Genomic DNA, 18,321 nt, shown 5'->3' on the forward strand with positions numbered 1-18,321 from the left:
ATTGTTATTTTTTATTAACTCCTTAGCTTCGGAAAAATCCGATGCTTGTTATGTCGTCTAAAGCAAAGAGATATCAACGTGGGCAACCGTCAAAAAGCCAAAATTAACAAGGGTGCGTCTTCCCGTGCCGTACCGATGCGCATTGTGGCGGGCGGTGTCATCGCTAGTTTGGCTGTTGGCGGTGTGACAGCACAGCAGCTGAAAAAAGACATCACGGTGGATCTCAACGGCGAGCACATCACCTTGGCCACGTTCTCCCGTGACGTTGACGGTGTTCTCAAACAAGCAGGCGTTAACGTCGGCGAAAAAGATCTGGTGTACCCAGCTCCTAGTGAGTCAGTGTCGGATAACGACACGGTAACTGTGCGTACCTCCAAGCAGGTATCTGTTGTTATCGACGGCGTAAAAAAGGACGTGACCACGAACGCCGTCACAGTGGAAGAGCTTTTCAGTCAGCTCAATGACGTTCCTGCTGCCCTTAGCGCAGCAAGTCTTAACGTAGAAAAAGGGGCGCGCATTCCGGCTGAAGGTATGGCGTTGGATGTGGTCACCCCAAAGATCATTTCTTTGACCACGGGCGACAAGACCGTATTTACGCAGATTGCTGCAGCGACCGTAGCGGATGTTCTTAAACAGCGTGGCATTGACGTAGATGCAGACGACGTCGTCATGCCTGCCCTAGACACCACTGTGTCGAAAGACATGAACATCAAGGTTGACAAAGTAGATTCCCGTGAGGAAAAAGTTACCGAGAAGTTCGATGAGCCGGCAAACTACATCGATGATGCCGACCAGCTCGAAGGCGAAGAAACCCTTGTCACCCCTGGTACCCAAGGCGAGCGTGCCGTCACGCGAAAGATTGTCACTGTCAACGGTGTGGAAACGTCCAACGAAGTAGTCAACGAGGAAATCATCACTCCAGGCGTTGCTGCCACTATCAAGCGCGGCACCAAAAAGCCCACCACTGCGTCGGCTGCTGCGGTTGCTAGCGGTTCTGTCTGGGACCAAATCGCCCAATGCGAATCCGGCGGCAACTGGTCGATCAACACTGGCAACGGCTTTACCGGTGGTCTGCAGTTCGTCGACTCCACCTGGCTTGGCCTAGGCGGTGGAGTGTACGCACCACAGGCTTACTTGGCTACCCGTGAGCAGCAGATCGCCATCGCAGAAAAAGTGCAGGCAGCACAAGGCTGGGGCGCGTGGCCAGCATGTACAGCGAAGCTTGGATTGCGCTAGTTTCACCCTCAACTACTGTCCCAATGCTTGCGCAGGGTAGATTTATTTCTCATGGAAGATCAGGCATCTGCGCAGTTATTGGGACCGGTGGAAATTCGTCAGTTGGCGGAAAAACTCGACGTTACCCCCACTAAAAAACTGGGACAAAACTTTGTTCACGATCCAAACACAGTCAGAATGATCGTTTCCGCAGCCGACCTTAAATCCGATGATCATGTCATCGAAGTGGGGCCAGGCCTTGGATCCTTAACACTTGCCTTGCTCGATACGGCTCAAAAAGTCACCGCGGTCGAGATTGATCCTCGCCTTGCACAGCAACTACCACTGACCGTTGCAGAACGCGCCGGCCAGTTTGCTGACCGACTCAACCTGATCCACAAAGACGCACTCACCGTCGTGCCGGAGGAAATTGATCACCCCACGGCTTTGGTGGCAAACCTGCCCTATAACGTGTCGGTGCCGGTGCTGCTTCACCTATTGCAGATTTTCCCTACCATTCGCCGCGTGCTGGTGATGGTGCAAGCAGAAGTCGCAGACCGTCTTGCCGCAGACCCCGGCAACAAGGTTTATGGTGTCCCAAGCGTCAAAGCATCCTTCTACGGAAACGTCCGCCGCGCTGGTTCCATTGGAAAGAACGTCTTCTGGCCAGCGCCCAAGATCGAATCAGGCTTAGTTCGTATCGACGTATTCGATCCTGATCACCAACCATGGCCTGTGACTGATGGCATGCGCAAGGCAGTGTTCCCACTGATCGACTCAGCCTTTGCCCAACGTCGCAAGACCCTTCGTGCGGCCCTCAGCGGACACTTTGGATCAGGGCAGGCCGCAGAAGAAGCGCTGCGCGCAGCCAACATTGATCCCACCCTCCGTGGGGAAAAGCTTGATATTGCAGACTTCGTTCGTCTCGCCCACGTCACCACCGCCCAGGAGCAGGCATGAGTAGTCACACCATCACAGCGGTTGCCTCGTCAAAAGTCAACCTTCATCTTGGTGTCGGGAACGCGCGTGACGACGGCTACCATGAGCTCGTCACAGTTTTTCAATCACTGAGCCTGCATGACACCATCACGGTGACACCAGCCACAGATGATTCGCAGGATGCTGAGGAGCAGAGAATCGTCGCAACGCTGAGCGTGAGCGGAAACAGCGCACAAGTCGTGCCTACCGACTCCACCAATCTCGCATGGCAGGCAGCCGAGAAAATGTACCAAGCGCATCGTCGCAATGGAGGAGCCCCCACCAAGCGCGTGCACATTGTCATCGACAAAGGTATTCCTGTTGCAGGTGGTATGGCTGGAGGATCGGCCGATGCCGCAGCCACGTTAGCGGCTATGGCATATTACTTGGGCAACACAGTTACTGAGCAAGAAATCTTGAGCATTGCCGCTGAGCTGGGCTCCGATGTTCCTTTTACTTACCTCGGCGATACTCGGCTAGGAACAGGGCGCGGCGAACAACTCGTTCCAGTTTTATCGCGTGGAACCTACCATTGGGCGCTCGCTTTTTCCCCCAAGGGCCTATCTACGCCAGAGGTGTTTCACAAAATTGATCAGATGGATCGCCAACCTCGCTTAGACGTCACTGATCTCAACGCGGCACTCCTCACGGGGGATCCGCACAAAGTCGCAGCACATCTGCACAACGACCTTCAAGCAGCGGCGCTTTCATTGCGTCCTGAACTGCGTACCACCCTAGAACAAGGTCGTGCCGCCGGGGCGTTGGCTGGGATCGTATCGGGATCCGGGCCTACCTGCGCCTTCCTCTGCGAAGACGCTGAAACCGCTCAAGCAGTCGCTGCCGAATTAAGCTTGCACTACCGAACCGCAGTCGCCGCTGGACCTGTACGCGGCGCACACGTGAAAGGACACTAGTGGCCAACCTCATCAACCTAGAAAACGTCTCCAAGTCCTTTGGGCTGACAACGCTTCTCGACTCGGTGAGCTTAGGTGTCCAAACCGGCGACCGAATCGGCGTGGTAGGCCTCAACGGTGGCGGGAAAACTACATTGCTAGAAATCCTCACGGGGATCGAACCGCCAGATTCCGGTCGAGTAAGCCACAACACGGATCTGCGCATGGCGGTGGTGACCCAGCGAGCAGAGCTCAATCCAGCTGACAGCGTGGCCGACGTCGTACTATCGCCACTAGGCCTCGAAACTTTCGAGTGGGCCTCCAATGCCAAAGTCCGCGAAGTACTTGGCGGCCTTGGGATCGTCGACCTCGGCTTGGACACCGAAGTGGGCTCGCTATCCGGTGGCGAACGTCGACGCGTTAATCTCGCAGCAGCTTTGGTCAAAGACCTCGACCTTATCGTGCTCGACGAGCCCACCAACCATCTTGACGTTGAAGGTGTGCAGTGGCTTGCCGACCACCTGCTTTCTCGCAAACTAGCCATCGTCGTTGTCACCCACGACCGCTGGTTCCTGGACACCATTGCCACCCAAACATGGGAAGTACATGACGGAACCGTCGACGCCTACGAAGGCGGATATAACGACTGGACTTTCGCACGTGCAGAACGCTCCCGCCAAGCAGACGCCGTAGAACAGCGCCGCCAAAACCTCGCCCGTAAGGAACTAGCATGGCTGCGTCGTGGTGCTCCCGCGCGTACCTCAAAGCCGCGCTATCGTATCGAAGCCGCAGAAGCACTCATCGCTGACGTACCGGAACCACGCAACAAAATCGAATTGATGGCCTTTGCCAAACATCGCCAAGGAAAAGTCGTCGTTGAGTTAGAAGACGCCACCATCGCCACTCCAGACGGGCGTACATTGGTCAACAACCTCACGTGGCGCCTCGCGCCGGGTGAGCGCATTGGTTTGGTTGGAGTTAACGGTTCCGGAAAGACCACGCTGCTACGTACAATCGCTGGCGACCATGCGCTTACCGCTGGCAAACGAATTGAAGGCCGAACCGTACGCTTGGGATGGCTGCGTCAGGAGCTTGACGACCTCGATCCCACCATGCGCCTTCTTGATGCCGTAGAAGATGTTGCCTCCTATATCACGCTGGGTAAAAAAGAGATTTCTGCTTCTCAGCTCGCCGAACGCCTCGGGTTTTCCGCAAAACGCCAGCGCACTCCCGTGGGGGATCTTTCCGGTGGTGAGCGCCGTCGCCTGCAGCTCACGAGGGTTCTCATGAGCGAGCCGAACCTTTTGCTTCTCGACGAGCCTACGAACGACCTCGACATTGACACCCTCCAGGAGCTCGAGTCGCTTCTCGACGGCTGGGCAGGAACACTCATCGTAATCTCCCACGATCGCTACTTGATCGAAAGAATCGCGGATTCTACGTGGGCGCTTTTCGGCGATGGGCAACTCACAAACCTGCCAGGCGGAATCGACGAGTACCTCAAGCGTCGTGAAGCATTGGCTACACAGAACCAATCTGGAGTAGTCAACCTCGGCGGCAACGATGAGGCAGCAAGCACGCCAGCGCCGGAGAAAAAGCTGAGCTCGCAGGAAGAACGCGAGATTACCAAACAGATGAACGCCCTAGAACGTAAGATGGGCAAACTTGATCCCAAGATTGAAAAAATCAACGAGGAGATGGCAGCTGCTGCGCAACGCCTCGACACCGCTGAGCTCACGCGACTCGATGTCGAGCTAAGCACCCTGACCGAACAACGCGAAGCTCTCGAGATGGAATGGATGGAGCTAGGTGAACGCCTCGAATCCTAGACGTGTAGGGTGGGGTGCATGATTTTGATCAACGTGAAATACCAAGTGCGCCCCGAATACGTCGATACCTTTCTCGACGAGGTGAAGTGGTTTACCGACGCTTGCCGTGCCGAAGAAGGCAACCTCTTTTTTGACTGGTTTAAAAACCCTGAAAAAGACAACGAATTTATCTTGGTTGAAGGATTTAAAGACGGCACCGATGTGGCGCACGTACAGTCCGCAGAGTTCCAGCGCGCCTGCGAAGAAATTCCTCGCTACCTCCTAGAAACACCAAAGATTATCAACGTCTCCATCCCAGGAAAGACCGAATGGGACACCATGGCTGAATTTGTTGTTGAGTAAAAAACTTTTTTTGGGGCCGCTGTAATGGTGGCCCTTTTTTACGCACAAACAGTAGTGAAGAGCGAAAATTTCGCCTTTCGATTTCACTCACGTTAGGAGCACACCATGTTCAAAACAATCGCTCTCGCAGCCATCGGTGCCACCGCTGTTGCCGGAACTGCTGGCGGCGCATGGATGTACCACAACTCCAACCAAATGTCCTCGACACCAGAGGTTGCACAAGTTCACATCGACGGCCTGCTCAAGCCCAACAATGAAATCATGATTAGCTCGCTGTGCGCTCCCACCGACATTCATGCCAAGCTCACAACCAGCTTTGGTGCCACCGCCGATCTAAACCCAGCAGCTGATAGGGGAGAACTCATCGGTTTTGTTACCGCCCCCAACAACATTGGCCCAGGGCCTGCCGATGGATACCACACCGTAACTGTTACCTGCGACTCCGGACTTACCGGTAGCGCCACCTTCCCCTCTGCTGGAAACGGCAACCAGTAACCTCCAACTAATAGAAAGAACCCAGTGGCACGACGCAACCCTCACGACCTGCGCGAGCACTTCCGCACCTGTTACGTAGCCAACTATCCCAAGATCTTGGCTTACGTTCGTCGACGCAGCGACACCGTAATCAGCGAAGACCTCACAGCGGAAGTGTTCGCCCGTGCGTGGCGACACTGGGAAACCCACACCGGCGACGACCTGCCATGGCTCTACGGCATTGCCCGCAACGTGCTCCTCGAGCACTATCGCGCCCGCGATCACCAGACCAGCATTATCAAAGCCAGCGCTCAACAAGCAACCGATCGCACTCCAGATCTCACCGAAGCGGTCGACACCAGTTTGAGCATTCATGCGGCCTTGCAACGCCTGAATGAAGCCGATCGAGAAATCCTCCTCCTACACGCATGGGAAGGCCTCGATCCCGCAGAAATCGCCCAAGTTCTTGATATCAGCGCGAACAACGCGCGCGTCAAATTACACCGTGCTCGCACACATCTCGATCAGATTTTGTCCTCATCCACCACCGCTTCGGTGACCACACTTTCCCCACGGAGGGGGTAACCGCCATCATGTCCTCTCACCATCACCATTCCTCCGATCGCACACTTGACGCCCTCCGCGCGATCAACCCCGTCGCCGACGACACCCTCTCCCGTGAGGAAACGGTGCGTCGCGACGCCTCCTTGGCAGCGATTCTCGATCAAGTCACAGTGACCCCATTGCGGCGTCGTCGTGTATCAGCCCCTACGCAGTGGGCTGCTATCGCGGCATCTGTGGCTTTACTTGCAGGCGGCGGATTGATTCTTCCCAATGTGTTCGACAACAACCCAGCCGTCGCAACAGCTGAGGAAATACTGACAACCACTGCCGATCGTGCAGGCCATAAAGCTCAAGCTAGTGACATTGCAGCTACCACTTCCGACTTTTTGCGACGAAGTGACACCGACGGCACTGGTACAGTCACCGTCGCCTATGAAGTTCGCGATGGGGCAATCACGCACAATGTGGATACTTCTGGAGAACTTTCACCCGAGCTCGCACAGCGTGCACAGAATCCAGAACCGCAAATTTCCCCCGCCCAACTCAATGCCGCAACGGATATGGCGGCCTTTATCGGCGACCATGCGGCGTCGATAGGCGATGGCTCTGAGGCGAAAACTGCCCTCCTCCTCCTCCTAGTCCCAGGTGCAAGCCCAGCTGCGCAAAAACAGCTCTATGACTTCCTAGCACAACTACCAGGAAACGAGCTGGCGCATGCACAGCAGGCGCACAACAACGGTGATGACGAGATTGTGTCTGTTATTCGGGAATCCGATGAACTCAGCTTCGATATCGTGCCAGCAACCGGCCAATTAGTACGCGTCGTTGGACTAATCCCTCGTGTGACAACCAGCGTCGATGCGGCAGGAATTGTCGACTGTGCTCGGGTACGAGGCACACATGGGCCAGAGGAGCTAACATTAGGCTGTGCTGATAACAATGCGATGGTTGCGGATCTTTCGTGGGGAAACTGGGGAAGTGATTCTGCGGTCGGTCAGGGCACTGCATGGCTTAATGCTTGCGATCCAAACTGTGCCCAAGGCCAATGGAAGACCTATCCGGTGAAGGTGACGGTCATGAACAAACGCACGTGCGGCTACAACCTTGAGGTATATACGAAAATCGATGTGGAATATGACTCCGACAAACCAGCGCCGGCTGGAGTACCCCTAAAGGAGACATACGAGCCGGTTTGTATACCTTAATGTCCACGAGTGGTCAGTGAGCTCGGTAGGGTTGATGAGTATGAGTAAACATGGGAAGAAAGCCGCAGAATCGACAAAGAGCTCACGTCCAGCCAAGCTCGACAAGCAAGCCTATGAAGCAGAGCTAAAGCGCTTGCAAGCAGAGCTGGTCGATATGCAGCAGTGGGTTGTAGAAACAGGCGCCCGCGTTGTCATTATCATGGAAGGTCGCGATGCTGCAGGAAAAGGCTCTGCGATTAAGCGAATTACGCAGTACCTCAACCCAAGAACATGCCGCATCGAAGCACTGCCGGCACCCAACTCGCGGGAACAAGGCCAGTGGTACTTCCAGAGGTACGTCGAAAAGCTGCCCACCGCAGGCGAGATCGTGATCTTCGACCGTTCGTGGTACAACCGTGCCGGTGTAGAACGCGTGATGGGTTTTTGTACCTCGCAAGAGTATCGACGGTTCCTCCACCAAGCACCAATTTTTGAGCGCCTCCTAGTCGAAGACGGCATCATGCTGCGCAAATACTGGTTCTCAGTCTCCGACGAAGAGCAAATTGCCCGCTTTAAGTCGCGCCGTAATGATCCACTGCGTCGCTGGAAGCTTTCGCCCATGGACCTGCAGTCGATTACTCGTTGGGAGGACTATTCTCGTGCCAAAGACGAGATGTTTGTACACACAGACATCCCCTCAGCGCCCTGGTACACCGTTGAATCTGAGGATAAAAAGCGTTCGCGCATTAACGTGATTAGCCATTTGCTTTCGACAATCCCTTACGAGAAGATCGATCGTCCGCTGCCCGACATCCCAGAGCGTCCCGCCCAAGACAAAGACTACGAGCGGCCACCACGTTCTGATTTCCGCTATGTCCCCGATGTAGCTGCCGCGTTTGAAAAAGATGCCGGATCGGGCAAAAAGAAAAAGGCCTCAAAGTCAAAGAAGAACAAAAGTAACTCATTGCACTCCTAACAAAAACTCCCTTGGCACTCATGCGATCAACTGAGGCCAAGGGAGTTTTTTATAGTGGTTTAGCGCGTAGTTTCCCCACGGGGGTGTTGGATGCGCAACCACACAAAAAATCCCCACAGCACAAACGCACCGTAGACCATGTACAGCACTGCGGAAGGATAGTAGCCGGCCATGAGTAGGAGGGGGACTCCCACGATGTCGACACCGATCCAAATGAGCCAGAATTCAGTCCAGCCACGTGCCATTCCGTAGGTAGCCAGCATGGAGCCGGTGAAGATCCAGGCGTCAGCCCATGGGCCCCATGAACCGAGTGCTTGGAAGATCCAAGCGAATACGAGGGTGCCTATGATTGCGAAGGCAATGAGTCCGAAGCGTTCACGACGGGTTGCCCAGCGTGGCTGGACGGCGCTTAGTTCTTCGGCTGGTTCGCTGACGATGGAACGTGAAGGGTCCAGGTCTTGGCATTCTTTCAGCCCCGTTTTGCGTGCCTGAGACCATTTCCACCATCCATAAGTGCTCACGACGAGGAACATAATTTGGCGACCAGCTTGGCCGTAGAGGTCGAGGTCTTGTGGGGTGTGGAAAACCCCTCCGAGGAAGACAGTAAAGAGCAGGAGGTTGCCGATGATTCCGACAGGCCATGCCCAGACCACTCGCTTCATTCCGCCGTATGCGGATGCGAGGCCGAAGAGGTTGCCGATGATTTCTCGCCACAGGATTGGAATTCCTCCGATATAGAGGGTGGCGTTAAGGAGTTGATTAAGAATATTCACGGTGATGGTCTTAGAGGGGAGTTACTTGGCTTCGGTTAGGAGGCTGCGGATTGTTGTTAGTACTGCTTCTTCATCGTTGGAACCGACGATGTGATCGGCGATCTCTTTAATATCCGGGTGTGCGTTGGACATGGCATAGGCGGTTCCAGCGGTTTGGAGCAGTTCGTAGTCGTTGAGGTAGTCGCCGAAGGCGGCGGTGTGCTCAATGTGAACTCCGAGGTTGTCTGCTAGTTGTTGGAGTGCGACACCTTTGTTCGCGTGGGGACTCATGATGTCGATCCAATGCGCGCCGGAGATGACGAGGGTATGGTCACCCACGCTTTCGGTGAGTGCAGGGGCTGCAACTGTCTCAGCATCGGGGAAGGAATAGATAGCGAGTTTGATGACCTGATCGTTGACAACGCTGTGGAGGTCGTCAACCACATCAAGTTTTGCGTAGTAGCGCACGGTTTCGGTGAGGAACTCGACGTCGCCACGCGCAATGAAGGCACCGTCGACACGGCAAACAACGACTCCCCAGTCGAGATCGCTCTCCGCCATGGTACGAATGACGCGATGCGCAACCTCGGGGTCGATGGTGGTCACAGAGATGATCTCGCCCTCATGGTAGACCACCGTGCCATTTTCTGCGATGACACTTAAATGCTTTCCGGCCTGTGCAAACTGATCTAACAAGGTGTAGAGCTGGCGGCCGCTGGCTGGTGCGAACACGATTCCGTGCTCATGCATCTCGTCGAGAAGCGGCCAAAAGCGGGCCGGTATTTCGTGCTCGCTATTAAGCAAAGTGCCGTCCATATCTGTGACAATGATGCGTGGAGTCATAAGCAACCACTCTACCTACCTCCGTGGGGACTCGAGCGTTCGCCATTCAGTGTCGGAAAGCACATGCACAATGTCAGGTGATGTGGAACACTGGCGGACATGAATAACAAAACCTCAGCAGCGCCAGTACGCGCCTACGTAGAAAACTCCACAGGAGTGTTAGAACTTAACCGCCCCCAAGCACTCAACTCGCTGACCCACGAGATGGTCAACATCATTGATCAAGCCCTCGATCAATGGTGGGACGACGACGCAGTACACCGAGTGCTTGTTTATTCCAATTCGCCCAAAGCCTTTTGTGCAGGTGGCGACGTCCGCGCAGCTCGCGAAGCAGTCCTAGCCGGCCGCGGTGGAGCGGCAGACCAATTCTTCGTTGACGAATACGACATGAATAACAACATCTCCGAATTTCCCAAACCCTACATTTCGCTTATCGACGGCTTCGTCATGGGTGGTGGCCTCGGATTATCTGCCCACGGCTCCCACCGTGTGATCAGCGAAAAAGCTAGCGCTGCCATGCCCGAAATGGCGATCGGATTCACCCCCGATGTAGGTATGGCCTACATGTTCCAACGAATGACCAACGCAACGGGAAGCCCCTCCCACGCACTCGCCACCTTCCTTGTGACCACCGGATGGCGTATGACCGCCGCCGACATGATCTGGTCTGGACTAGCAACCGATGTAGTCCCCAGCGCTGACCACGACCTCTTCCGCGAAACTGTCTACGCAGAATCCCTTGATGAAGCACTCGAACGCTACAGTGTGGACACCGTTGGTGACAGTGAACTCGCAACACTGCTACCACACATCGAAAAAACCTTCGGTTTCCCCACGTGGGCACAAATCGACCAAGCACTCGCACATTACCCAGACCGTGAGTTCGTCAACACCGTAACTGAGCTCCTTAGCACCGCCAACCCAGAATCTCTCGTCGCAGCGATAGAACTCATGGTTGCCTCTGCACGCAGTACCACTTTGCGTGAAGAACTTGACCACGAAGTCGTACTCGGGGAGTACATCCGCAGCCGACCCAACTTCGCTGAAGGAGTGCGTGCAGTCCTCGTAGACAAAGACCGCGACGCCAACTTCGAACCAGCAACCACTGGGGAAGTCGACGTCACGGCCGTGAGAAAGCTTCTCAAGAACTAGACGATGCTGCACACCCCGCCACATGCGTCCATCGACACCTGAATAGGTGCCGACGGCGCATGTACGCGCACCGTACGATAATCCACATCGTCGATGGTGATACGACGGAATGCACCATAATAGGAAAGCGCGCGTCGGATATCCCTTCCGTGAGGAACCGGCTCATGCAAGGTTGCTAACACTGCCGCATGAGACGGTGGCGGCAAGCGCAACTCGGGGGCGTCAATGAGCATAATCGCGGTACTGCCGTCACTGAGCGGTACGCGGACATCAGTCCAAAAGCGCGACACAGGCTTGGCGGCATCATAGAGCCGCTGGGAAAGCGCTGTTGCCGCATCTGCCTGGCTCAGCAATGTGCCGAGGCCGTTATCGATGGCAAAATTCTTTACTCCTAGCGCCGCTTTCGCGCCGGGGAGATCGCATACGGTCGGATCTGCCCACGACCACTGCAGAGTTTCCCCACGGAGGGTAGCTATGAGCAATGCTCGCGCTCGCAGGGTTTGTCCTGCTGGGGTAGTGAGCATAACCACGGAGCAGTCGTCGTTTGTTGTGGCATGGGCGTCGGGGAATCGGCCGTTGAGGAGGAGCTGGTGTTCAGCGGCGACAAAGGTAGCGTCCGATAACACATCGGCCAAGCGCAATTGGGGGGTTGTGGATTGCAGATCGCGGACTTTGAGTCGGGCAATATCAACGTGCGCCTGTTCACCCTTGTCTGAACGAACGCAGAGAATGAGGCCGTCTTCTGCGACTGAATAATCGTTTTGAGCGGCAAACGCAATGATCGCTCGCCGGATTTCGTCGTCAGTGAGGTTGTTATTGCGGGCCTGCCCTAATCCCAGTGTCAGGGCGTGGGCCATGGGGAGCTGAGGAAAAGACGGAGTCGCCACGATGACGTCTGTGTGACCGTCCTCAGTGGGTACCAAGTAGGCGGGCCCATTACCGTTTAATGTGCGGGCTGCGGTGAGTAGCTCTTCGCTACTTTGATGGGGGCCTTCGTCTAGCTCGGGGATAGCGAAGGCGAATTGCTGATGCCAGTACCACTGGTCGTCGGGATCAATATGTGCTGCTACTACGGCATCGAGGGTGTAGACCCCTTTGGGGGTGTTCCATCGGACTTGGTATCCCTGCGGTGTCCGGTTGAAGGCGTATTCGTAGGGGCGGCCAAAGTCTTTGATTAGGGCTTCGTCGGTGGCAACTTGTGGGATGGTGCCGTCGATAAGCACGTGGCGTAGCGTTGTTGGTTCAGGCAGCAGCACTGCGGATGGGTCCTTTTCGTGGCGGAAACGGTTGGTTAAACGTACATCGTACGCAGTTGGTCAAAGGCTGTGGTGACTAGTTTTTTCGCCGCCTCTGGATTTGTGAAGTTATTCACGCCATGCTGCTCAAAATAAGCCTTCAACGCGGTAGAAGCGACTGCACTGGAGATAGCCAGTTGTACTCGAAGCGTAAACGGATCAAGATCTGGGAAAATCTTTGACACAAGCTCATTGATGTGGTGTCGATTCTCGTTCATCATCGCCAGCTCAGCTTGAGTCGCATGCGCATGCAGGTGTTCGCTGAGTGTAGAAATTGAATAGAGCGACACGGGGTCTGCTTCATCTTTTTCCAGGTGCTTGAGCACCACCGCTTCGGTCTTGCGGTACAGCGACCAATCGTCGGGGAGAAGCGCCATGTCGTCGACGAGTGCGACAATGCATTCGAAAGTGAATGTGACCAGCGCTTCCTCACGGGAGTTGAAATAGTTGTGGAAGGTGCGTTGAGAAACTCCAGCGCGTTGGGCGATGGCGGATACGGTCGCAGCGTCGAGGCCTGCTTCAACGACAAGGGAAGCGGCGGCATGGGCAAGGGCTTTTTTGGTTGCGATCTTTTTTGTTTCTCTTAAGCTCGCCATAGTCATTCTTTCCGTGGGGAAACGCGGAGTTTCCGGTGTGTGGCGGCGACACCGTGATGGATGGGGTGCTATGCGCTGGGTGTCGTCTTGTCGTTAAGCATCATAAATCACTTAATCGGGAATCATGTTGCTTAATTGCACTCAGGTGGCATAATTCGCGTATCGACGCCCCCGTGATCCTTCTATTTTCTAAGGTCAACATAATAATATGCAAGACTAAAAAATGAATGTGAGCGTGGTCACCTATGAGGTGTCGTGCGCGGGGGTGGTATCGGGATTGTGATTTGAAACTCATTTACGGGTAGGGTCTGTACAAATCGCACCAAGATGTTAGTGTTGGGTGTGTTGAAGTGATCGGGAATGCCAGTGCAATTCTGGCAGCGGACCCCGCCACTGTAACCGTATATTATGCCTATTTCTAGCCACTGCAGTCTTGTGGGAAGGGTAGAAAACACACTTTTACTGGGCGCGGTAGCCAGGAGACCGGCTTCAACATTTTGTACGTAGAAGCCTGCGGGGATTCGGGCTCCGGAAGAAAGTGGTTGAACCATGGCTGTGTGCACTGCATCAAACGTGCAATCCTTACATACTTGTCGGACTGTGCCCTTAGGCTGCCGATAATCACAACGGTGATTTGCTCTTTGCTAGGCGTTTTCCTTTCCCGCGCCTACGCATAAGTTGCGCATTTTCGCGTTTAGCGGACGAGGCTCTGCGATGATCGGCATGTGGAGATGTCAGCTCCCTGTGGCAGTTGATCATTGCAGAATCGGGCTCTCGCCTCGTTATGTTGCGACTTGTCGTTGTTGTGATGCGGCCGTGGCAGTCCGTATTACGTAATGGGGAGCAAACATCGATAATTGAACAAGAACGCATTTTCTTAAGCCGTTGTGGCAGGCGGTTAAAGAAAATGCGTTCTTTTAAAAGCGCTGAAGCCTTCTTCTTGTCGTGATCCTTGCCATGACAAGAAGAAGGCTTCAGTGCTAGTTACTTAATGCTGTTACAGTTCAGCAGAAGCGATACGCTTGGGCAATACCGTTGGGCGTGCGCCCGCAACATGCTCGACGATGCGGATTACCTGGTTGGAGTAGCCGAACTCGTTGTCGTACCACACGTAGAGCACCAAGTGCTTGCCGTTAGCGATGGTGGCGAGGCCGTCGACAATGCCTGCATGTGTCGTACCAACGAAATCGGAGGAAACGACCTCGGGTGACTGGATGTAGGAAATCTGCTGGCGCAGGTCCGAGTGAAGTGCCACCTTATCCATGAGGGTATTTACTTCCTCACGGGTGACTTCCTTTTCAAGCGTCAGGTTCAAAACAGCCATTGACACGTCTGGGGTAGGCACGCGGATAGCGTTGCCGGTGAGTTTTCCTTCGAGCTCCGGAAGGGCCTTGGATACGGCTTTCGCGGCGCCGGTCTCGGTGAGAACCATGTTCAGGCCAGCAGCGCGACCACGACGAGCACCCTTGTGGAAGTTGTCGATCAGATTCTGGTCATTGGTAAAAGAGTGGACGGTTTCAACGTGGCCGTATTCAATGCCGTAATGATCGTTGATCACCTTCAGCGTTGGGGTAATGCCGTTGGTGGTGCACGAAGCTGCGGTGACAATGCTATCGGCATCGGTGATATCGTCGTGGTTGATTCCATAGACGATGTTCTTCAAATCGCCCTTGCCTGGAGCGGTTAGGACAACGCGCTTAACACCCTTGGACTTCAAATGCTGGGAAAGTCCCTCGCGATCGCGCCAACGGCCGGTGTTGTCCACCACCGTGGCATCGTTAATACCATATTCGGTGTAATCGACGGTGGCGGGGTCGTTGGAGTAAATGATCTGAATCTTGGTCCCGTTGGCCCAGATGACGTTATTTTCCTCGTCGACAGTGATCGTGCCGTTAAAAGCACCGTGCACCGAGTCGCGACGCAACAACGACGCGCGCTTTTGTAGGTCTTGGTCGCCATTCTTACGGACGACGACGGCGCGAAGTCGCACGCCACCATACGCAGCCTCGCGGGCGATCAAGATGCGAGCGAGCAAGCGGCCGATTCGACCAAAGCCATAAAGAACGACATCTGCTGGGTTTTCGGAAGGACGGGTACCGATCACACTGCGCAGCTCCTCCGTGAGGAACTGAGTAAGGTCGCCGCCCTTAGTGCGGTGTAGCTCTACCAAACGTCCCAAATCGATAGAGGCTGGGCCAACATTAATGCTGTGGAGTGCCTCGAGTACTGGGAGAGTATCGGCAGGGGACAGTTCGGTTTCCGTGGCCAAGCGAGAGTAGCGGTGCGCCTTCACAATGTCGATATCGGTGACATTGATAAGCAAACGGCCGAAAACAGACACCACAACATTGTTGTTGTTGTGAAGCTGTGCAATCAGGGGGAGCATCTTTTGGGCGGATTCGATCTTGTCGTTCCAGTCCTGAGCCATGAGAATCGTGTGTTCCTTATGTCGGTTTTACAAAGGGGGAGTACATCGAAGCATGTGTAGGGCAGTAGCACGCGCTCACATACCCCCACAATGCTAGTGACTTTCCATTCAAAACGTGCATTATCTCAAGAATGGGGTTAATAAAACGGGGGTAGTGTTCGATTTTTCTTACCCCCGTAACTGTGTTGGTGACAGCTGTTGCCTGTAACGGGCTCGCATCCATCCATTCCCCACGGAGGGGAGACGGCTTGTAGACTCTCTTAAATGTTCTACGCCGCAAGATTCGCACTATTGGACTCCGTCAACGTCCTTCTCATCGGCGTTATTGTGGCGGTGGCTGTCATGGTTTCCCCACGGGGGAAATATCGTGGCATCGTTGGCCGCCTGATCCTCGGCGACTGGCTCGGCGTATTTGTCACGGCGATCCCGACGCTGGCGCTTTTCCATTTGGTCAAAGAGAAGGTGGAGGCACTTCTTGCTTCGCCAGTATTGGGAATCATTTTGATCCTGACTGGCGTGTTTGGCGTGCTCATGACGCTGCGAGGCGGGGATAATTCCGCACTAGTCGACAAAATCCTCGTTCCATTGAAACGGCCCGGTATCAAGACTGTCTCGACTGGTTTTGTTTTGGGCGTGATTCAGTCCCTGACGTCGGTCCCATTTTTTACCGGTCTTGCCTATCTTTCGGTTTCCGGTTTTTCGCCGTTGGTCAATTACGCAGCGTTATTTCTCTATTCCAGCTTGGCATTAAGCTTGCCGACGGCCGTGGCGGTGCTGATGGCAGTGGTGCGCGCGAACCCCAGTTCCCCCGTGGGGAAAAGGTTCACGGCGGCCCGCGAGAACTCGCAGCGCGTATCAACGTACGCAGCTTATGCCGTTTCGATCATCTTGGTGCTGATCGGTGTACTTCACCTTTAACACGAGGATTGCCTACACTTACTAACTATGGGATCGAAGAAGGCTAAGAAAAAGAGTGTCGTGAAGGTGACCCATAATCCCCTCGGACTCAAGATCAAATCGACGTGTTGCCGGAGCAACCCTCGCTGCATCAACTGTCCCGTGGTGTATCAACGCTTAGAAAAATCAGGGGCATGGGCGCGTGATGATATGAATTTGCCGCGCGAACTCAAGCTCGCGCGGCGGTGGTGAAGCTTACTGGCTGTTAATCAGCAACCATGGGGAGCAACTCGAACTCGGGGTGCTCTTTTTCAATGAAGGCGAGTTTCCACTTGTCGCCAAACAGCGCAACGAGTTCGCCGTCGGTACGCGTGAAGATCTCCACTCCGCGTTGCTTTGCAAGCTCTGTAGCTGTTCCTGGGGTGGTGCGGCGAGCGACAGAGTACGGGATAGGATCGGCAATGGTTTCTACGTTGTACTCGTTTTGCATGCGCGCCATCATGACTTCGAACTGCATGGGGCCAACAGCCGCCATAACGGGGGCGGCGTCGCCACGCGCATCGTTCTTCAAGATCTGAACAACGCCCTCGGCTGCCAGCTGGTCCAATGCTTTACGGAACTGCTTGTATTTGCCCAAAGACTTTGCGCGCAGCGTACGGAAATGCTCGGGGGCGAACTGGGGCATAGGGGGATACTGAACCTTACGTCCAGCGTAGATTGTGTCGCCAGGAGCCAGCGATCCCGCGTTAACAAGGCCGACGATATCGCCAGGAAACGCCGATTCCACGGTCGAACGGGTACGGCCGAACACAGTGAGCGCGTACTTTGTTGAGAAACTACGTCCAGATTGCGCGTGCGTGACCTGCATACCGCGGTCGAATTCACCGGAAACAACACGCATGAATGCCAACGAGTCGCGGTGGTTTTTGTCCATACCAGCTTGGACTTTGAACACAACGCCAGAGAATTCGTCAGTGACTTCCCGTGAGGAATCAAAAGCACCAGCTGCAGCCTCTACAGCGCGCTCATCTGATTGCCGGCCATGTGGCTGCGGCGCCAGCTCGCAGAGCGTATCCAGAATCTGGTGCACACCGAAGTTCAACATTGCGGAGGCAAAAATCAGTGGCGAAGTGGTGCACTCCAAGAAGAGCTCTTGATTGTGCACAGCGCCGTCTGCAGCCAATAATTCGACTTCCTCAGTGGCCGTGTCCCAAGCTGTTTCCTCACGGGAAGAGGCTTCCTCTGGAGTGTAGTGCTCCTCTGGAGCAATGGTGGAACCACCGGCGGTGCGCAAGAAGTGAATGTATTCCTCGGCTTCGCCATCGGAGTTGATGCGTGCTAGACCACGGAAATCGCCGGCGTCGCCAACCGGCCAAAACAGGGGAGTGGGCTGGAGGTCGATCTCGGTGACTATTTCGTCGACAAGCTCGAGCGGAGTTCGGCCAGGGCGGTCCCATTTGTTGATCACAGTAATGATAGGCAAGCCACGGGCTTTACAAACACGGAATAGCTTGAGAGTTTGCGGCTCGAGACCTTTGGCTGCGTCGATGAGCATGACTGCCGCATCAACTGCGGTCAACACACGGTACGTATCCTCAGAGAAATCAGCGTGGCCTGGGGTATCCACCAAGTTGATCATGAACGGTTCGCCAGTATGACCCTCTGGGGCATACTCAAACTGCAGCGCAGACGACGCGATCGAAATACCACGATCCTTTTCCATCTCCATCCAGTCAGAGACAGTCGCCTTACGATTACCCTTGCCGTGTACCGCGCCAGCCTCACTGATCACATGCGCATGCAGCGCCAACGCCTCCGTCAGCGTTGACTTACCAGCATCAGGGTGAGCGATAACAGCAAATGTACGACGGCGATGGGCTTCTTGCGCAACGGAACTCATGAG

General features: G+C 54.8%; 17 protein-coding genes and 1 riboswitch. Of the genes, 11 read left to right on the forward strand and 6 right to left on the reverse strand.

Annotated elements, in window-relative coordinates; all coding sequences use genetic code 11:
• The first annotated feature begins 78 nt into the window (after positions 1-78).
• The 9 genes from CIP100161_RS04180 to ppk2 all read left to right on the forward strand — a co-directional run bounded on the left by CIP100161_RS04180 (position 79) and on the right by ppk2 (position 8,455).
• The gene (locus CIP100161_RS04180) at positions 79-1,236 is read left to right on the forward strand and encodes a resuscitation-promoting factor (protein WP_155872120.1); all 1,158 of its coding nucleotides are present in this window, start codon (positions 79-81) and stop codon (positions 1,234-1,236) included.
• A gap of 51 nt (positions 1,237-1,287) precedes the next feature.
• On the forward strand, positions 1,288-2,175 hold the full coding sequence (rsmA, locus tag CIP100161_RS04185; RefSeq protein ID WP_155872122.1) for a 16S rRNA (adenine(1518)-N(6)/adenine(1519)-N(6))-dimethyltransferase RsmA: 888 nt from the start codon (positions 1,288-1,290) through the stop codon (positions 2,173-2,175).
• Positions 2,172-3,107 (forward strand): 4-(cytidine 5'-diphospho)-2-C-methyl-D-erythritol kinase, encoded by a 936-nt coding sequence (locus CIP100161_RS04190; protein WP_155872124.1) that lies wholly within the window; start codon positions 2,172-2,174, stop codon positions 3,105-3,107. The genes rsmA and CIP100161_RS04190 overlap by 4 nt, the downstream gene beginning before the upstream one ends.
• Positions 3,107-4,915 (forward strand): ABC-F family ATP-binding cassette domain-containing protein, encoded by a 1,809-nt coding sequence (locus CIP100161_RS04195; protein WP_155872126.1) that lies wholly within the window; start codon positions 3,107-3,109, stop codon positions 4,913-4,915. The genes CIP100161_RS04190 and CIP100161_RS04195 overlap by 1 nt, the downstream gene beginning before the upstream one ends.
• A gap of 18 nt (positions 4,916-4,933) precedes the next feature.
• Positions 4,934-5,257 carry a putative quinol monooxygenase gene (locus CIP100161_RS04200; protein ID WP_155872128.1) on the forward strand — a complete coding sequence of 108 codons (324 nt, stop codon included), beginning with the start codon at positions 4,934-4,936 and terminating at the stop codon, positions 5,255-5,257.
• 105 nt (positions 5,258-5,362) lie between these two features.
• Positions 5,363-5,752: a hypothetical protein gene (locus tag CIP100161_RS04205; RefSeq protein ID WP_155872130.1), complete on the forward strand. Its 390-nt coding sequence runs from the start codon at positions 5,363-5,365 to the stop codon at positions 5,750-5,752.
• A gap of 24 nt (positions 5,753-5,776) precedes the next feature.
• The gene (locus CIP100161_RS04210; RefSeq protein ID WP_155872132.1) at positions 5,777-6,316 is read left to right on the forward strand and encodes an RNA polymerase sigma factor; all 540 of its coding nucleotides are present in this window, start codon (positions 5,777-5,779) and stop codon (positions 6,314-6,316) included.
• A gap of 8 nt (positions 6,317-6,324) precedes the next feature.
• Complete coding sequence (locus tag CIP100161_RS04215; protein WP_155872134.1) at positions 6,325-7,500, forward strand: hypothetical protein; 1,176 nt, start codon at positions 6,325-6,327, stop codon at positions 7,498-7,500.
• Positions 7,501-7,540: 40 nt separating this feature from the next.
• Positions 7,541-8,455 carry a polyphosphate kinase 2 gene (ppk2, locus tag CIP100161_RS04220; RefSeq protein WP_155872136.1) on the forward strand — a complete coding sequence of 305 codons (915 nt, stop codon included), beginning with the start codon at positions 7,541-7,543 and terminating at the stop codon, positions 8,453-8,455.
• A 59-nt stretch (positions 8,456-8,514) separates the two neighbouring features.
• Here the strand turns inward: ppk2 and CIP100161_RS04225 are convergent, their stop codons facing one another.
• Positions 8,515-9,228, reverse strand: a complete 714-nt coding sequence (locus CIP100161_RS04225) for a nicotinamide mononucleotide transporter family protein (RefSeq protein WP_155872138.1) — start codon at positions 9,226-9,228, stop codon at positions 8,515-8,517.
• 21 nt (positions 9,229-9,249) lie between these two features.
• Entirely contained in the window at positions 9,250-10,050 is an 801-nt protein-coding gene (locus CIP100161_RS04230) for an HAD family hydrolase (protein WP_155872140.1), read from the reverse strand.
• A gap of 99 nt (positions 10,051-10,149) precedes the next feature.
• On the opposite strand from CIP100161_RS04230, the gene CIP100161_RS04235 reads away from it, so the two are divergent.
• Entirely contained in the window at positions 10,150-11,202 is a 1,053-nt protein-coding gene (locus CIP100161_RS04235) for an enoyl-CoA hydratase/isomerase family protein (protein WP_155872142.1), read from the forward strand.
• Here CIP100161_RS04235 and CIP100161_RS04240 read toward each other — a convergent pair.
• From CIP100161_RS04240 to CIP100161_RS04250, 3 genes are all read right to left on the reverse strand, one after another.
• Positions 11,199-12,458: a DUF6882 domain-containing protein gene (locus CIP100161_RS04240; RefSeq protein WP_155872144.1), complete on the reverse strand. Its 1,260-nt coding sequence runs from the start codon at positions 12,456-12,458 to the stop codon at positions 11,199-11,201. The genes CIP100161_RS04235 and CIP100161_RS04240 overlap by 4 nt on opposite strands.
• A gap of 35 nt (positions 12,459-12,493) precedes the next feature.
• The gene (locus CIP100161_RS04245) at positions 12,494-13,099 is read right to left on the reverse strand and encodes a TetR/AcrR family transcriptional regulator (protein ID WP_155872146.1); all 606 of its coding nucleotides are present in this window, start codon (positions 13,097-13,099) and stop codon (positions 12,494-12,496) included.
• 325 nt (positions 13,100-13,424) lie between these two features.
• Positions 13,425-13,599, forward strand: a riboswitch (cobalamin riboswitch).
• A gap of 491 nt (positions 13,600-14,090) precedes the next feature.
• Positions 14,091-15,521 (reverse strand): glyceraldehyde-3-phosphate dehydrogenase, encoded by a 1,431-nt coding sequence (locus CIP100161_RS04250; RefSeq protein WP_155872148.1) that lies wholly within the window; start codon positions 15,519-15,521, stop codon positions 14,091-14,093.
• A 264-nt stretch (positions 15,522-15,785) separates the two neighbouring features.
• Between CIP100161_RS04250 and CIP100161_RS04255 the strand changes: the two genes are divergently transcribed.
• The gene (locus CIP100161_RS04255; RefSeq protein ID WP_155872150.1) at positions 15,786-16,439 is read left to right on the forward strand and encodes a hypothetical protein; all 654 of its coding nucleotides are present in this window, start codon (positions 15,786-15,788) and stop codon (positions 16,437-16,439) included.
• Between the two features lie 244 nt (positions 16,440-16,683).
• Here the strand turns inward: CIP100161_RS04255 and CIP100161_RS04265 are convergent, their stop codons facing one another.
• Positions 16,684-18,318 carry a peptide chain release factor 3 gene (locus CIP100161_RS04265; RefSeq protein WP_155872154.1) on the reverse strand — a complete coding sequence of 545 codons (1,635 nt, stop codon included), beginning with the start codon at positions 18,316-18,318 and terminating at the stop codon, positions 16,684-16,686.
• Between the last annotated feature and the right edge of the window lie 3 nt (positions 18,319-18,321).

Source organism: Corynebacterium rouxii (genome assembly GCF_902702935.1).
GTDB classification, from domain to species: Bacteria; Actinomycetota; Actinomycetes; order Mycobacteriales; family Mycobacteriaceae; genus Corynebacterium; species Corynebacterium rouxii.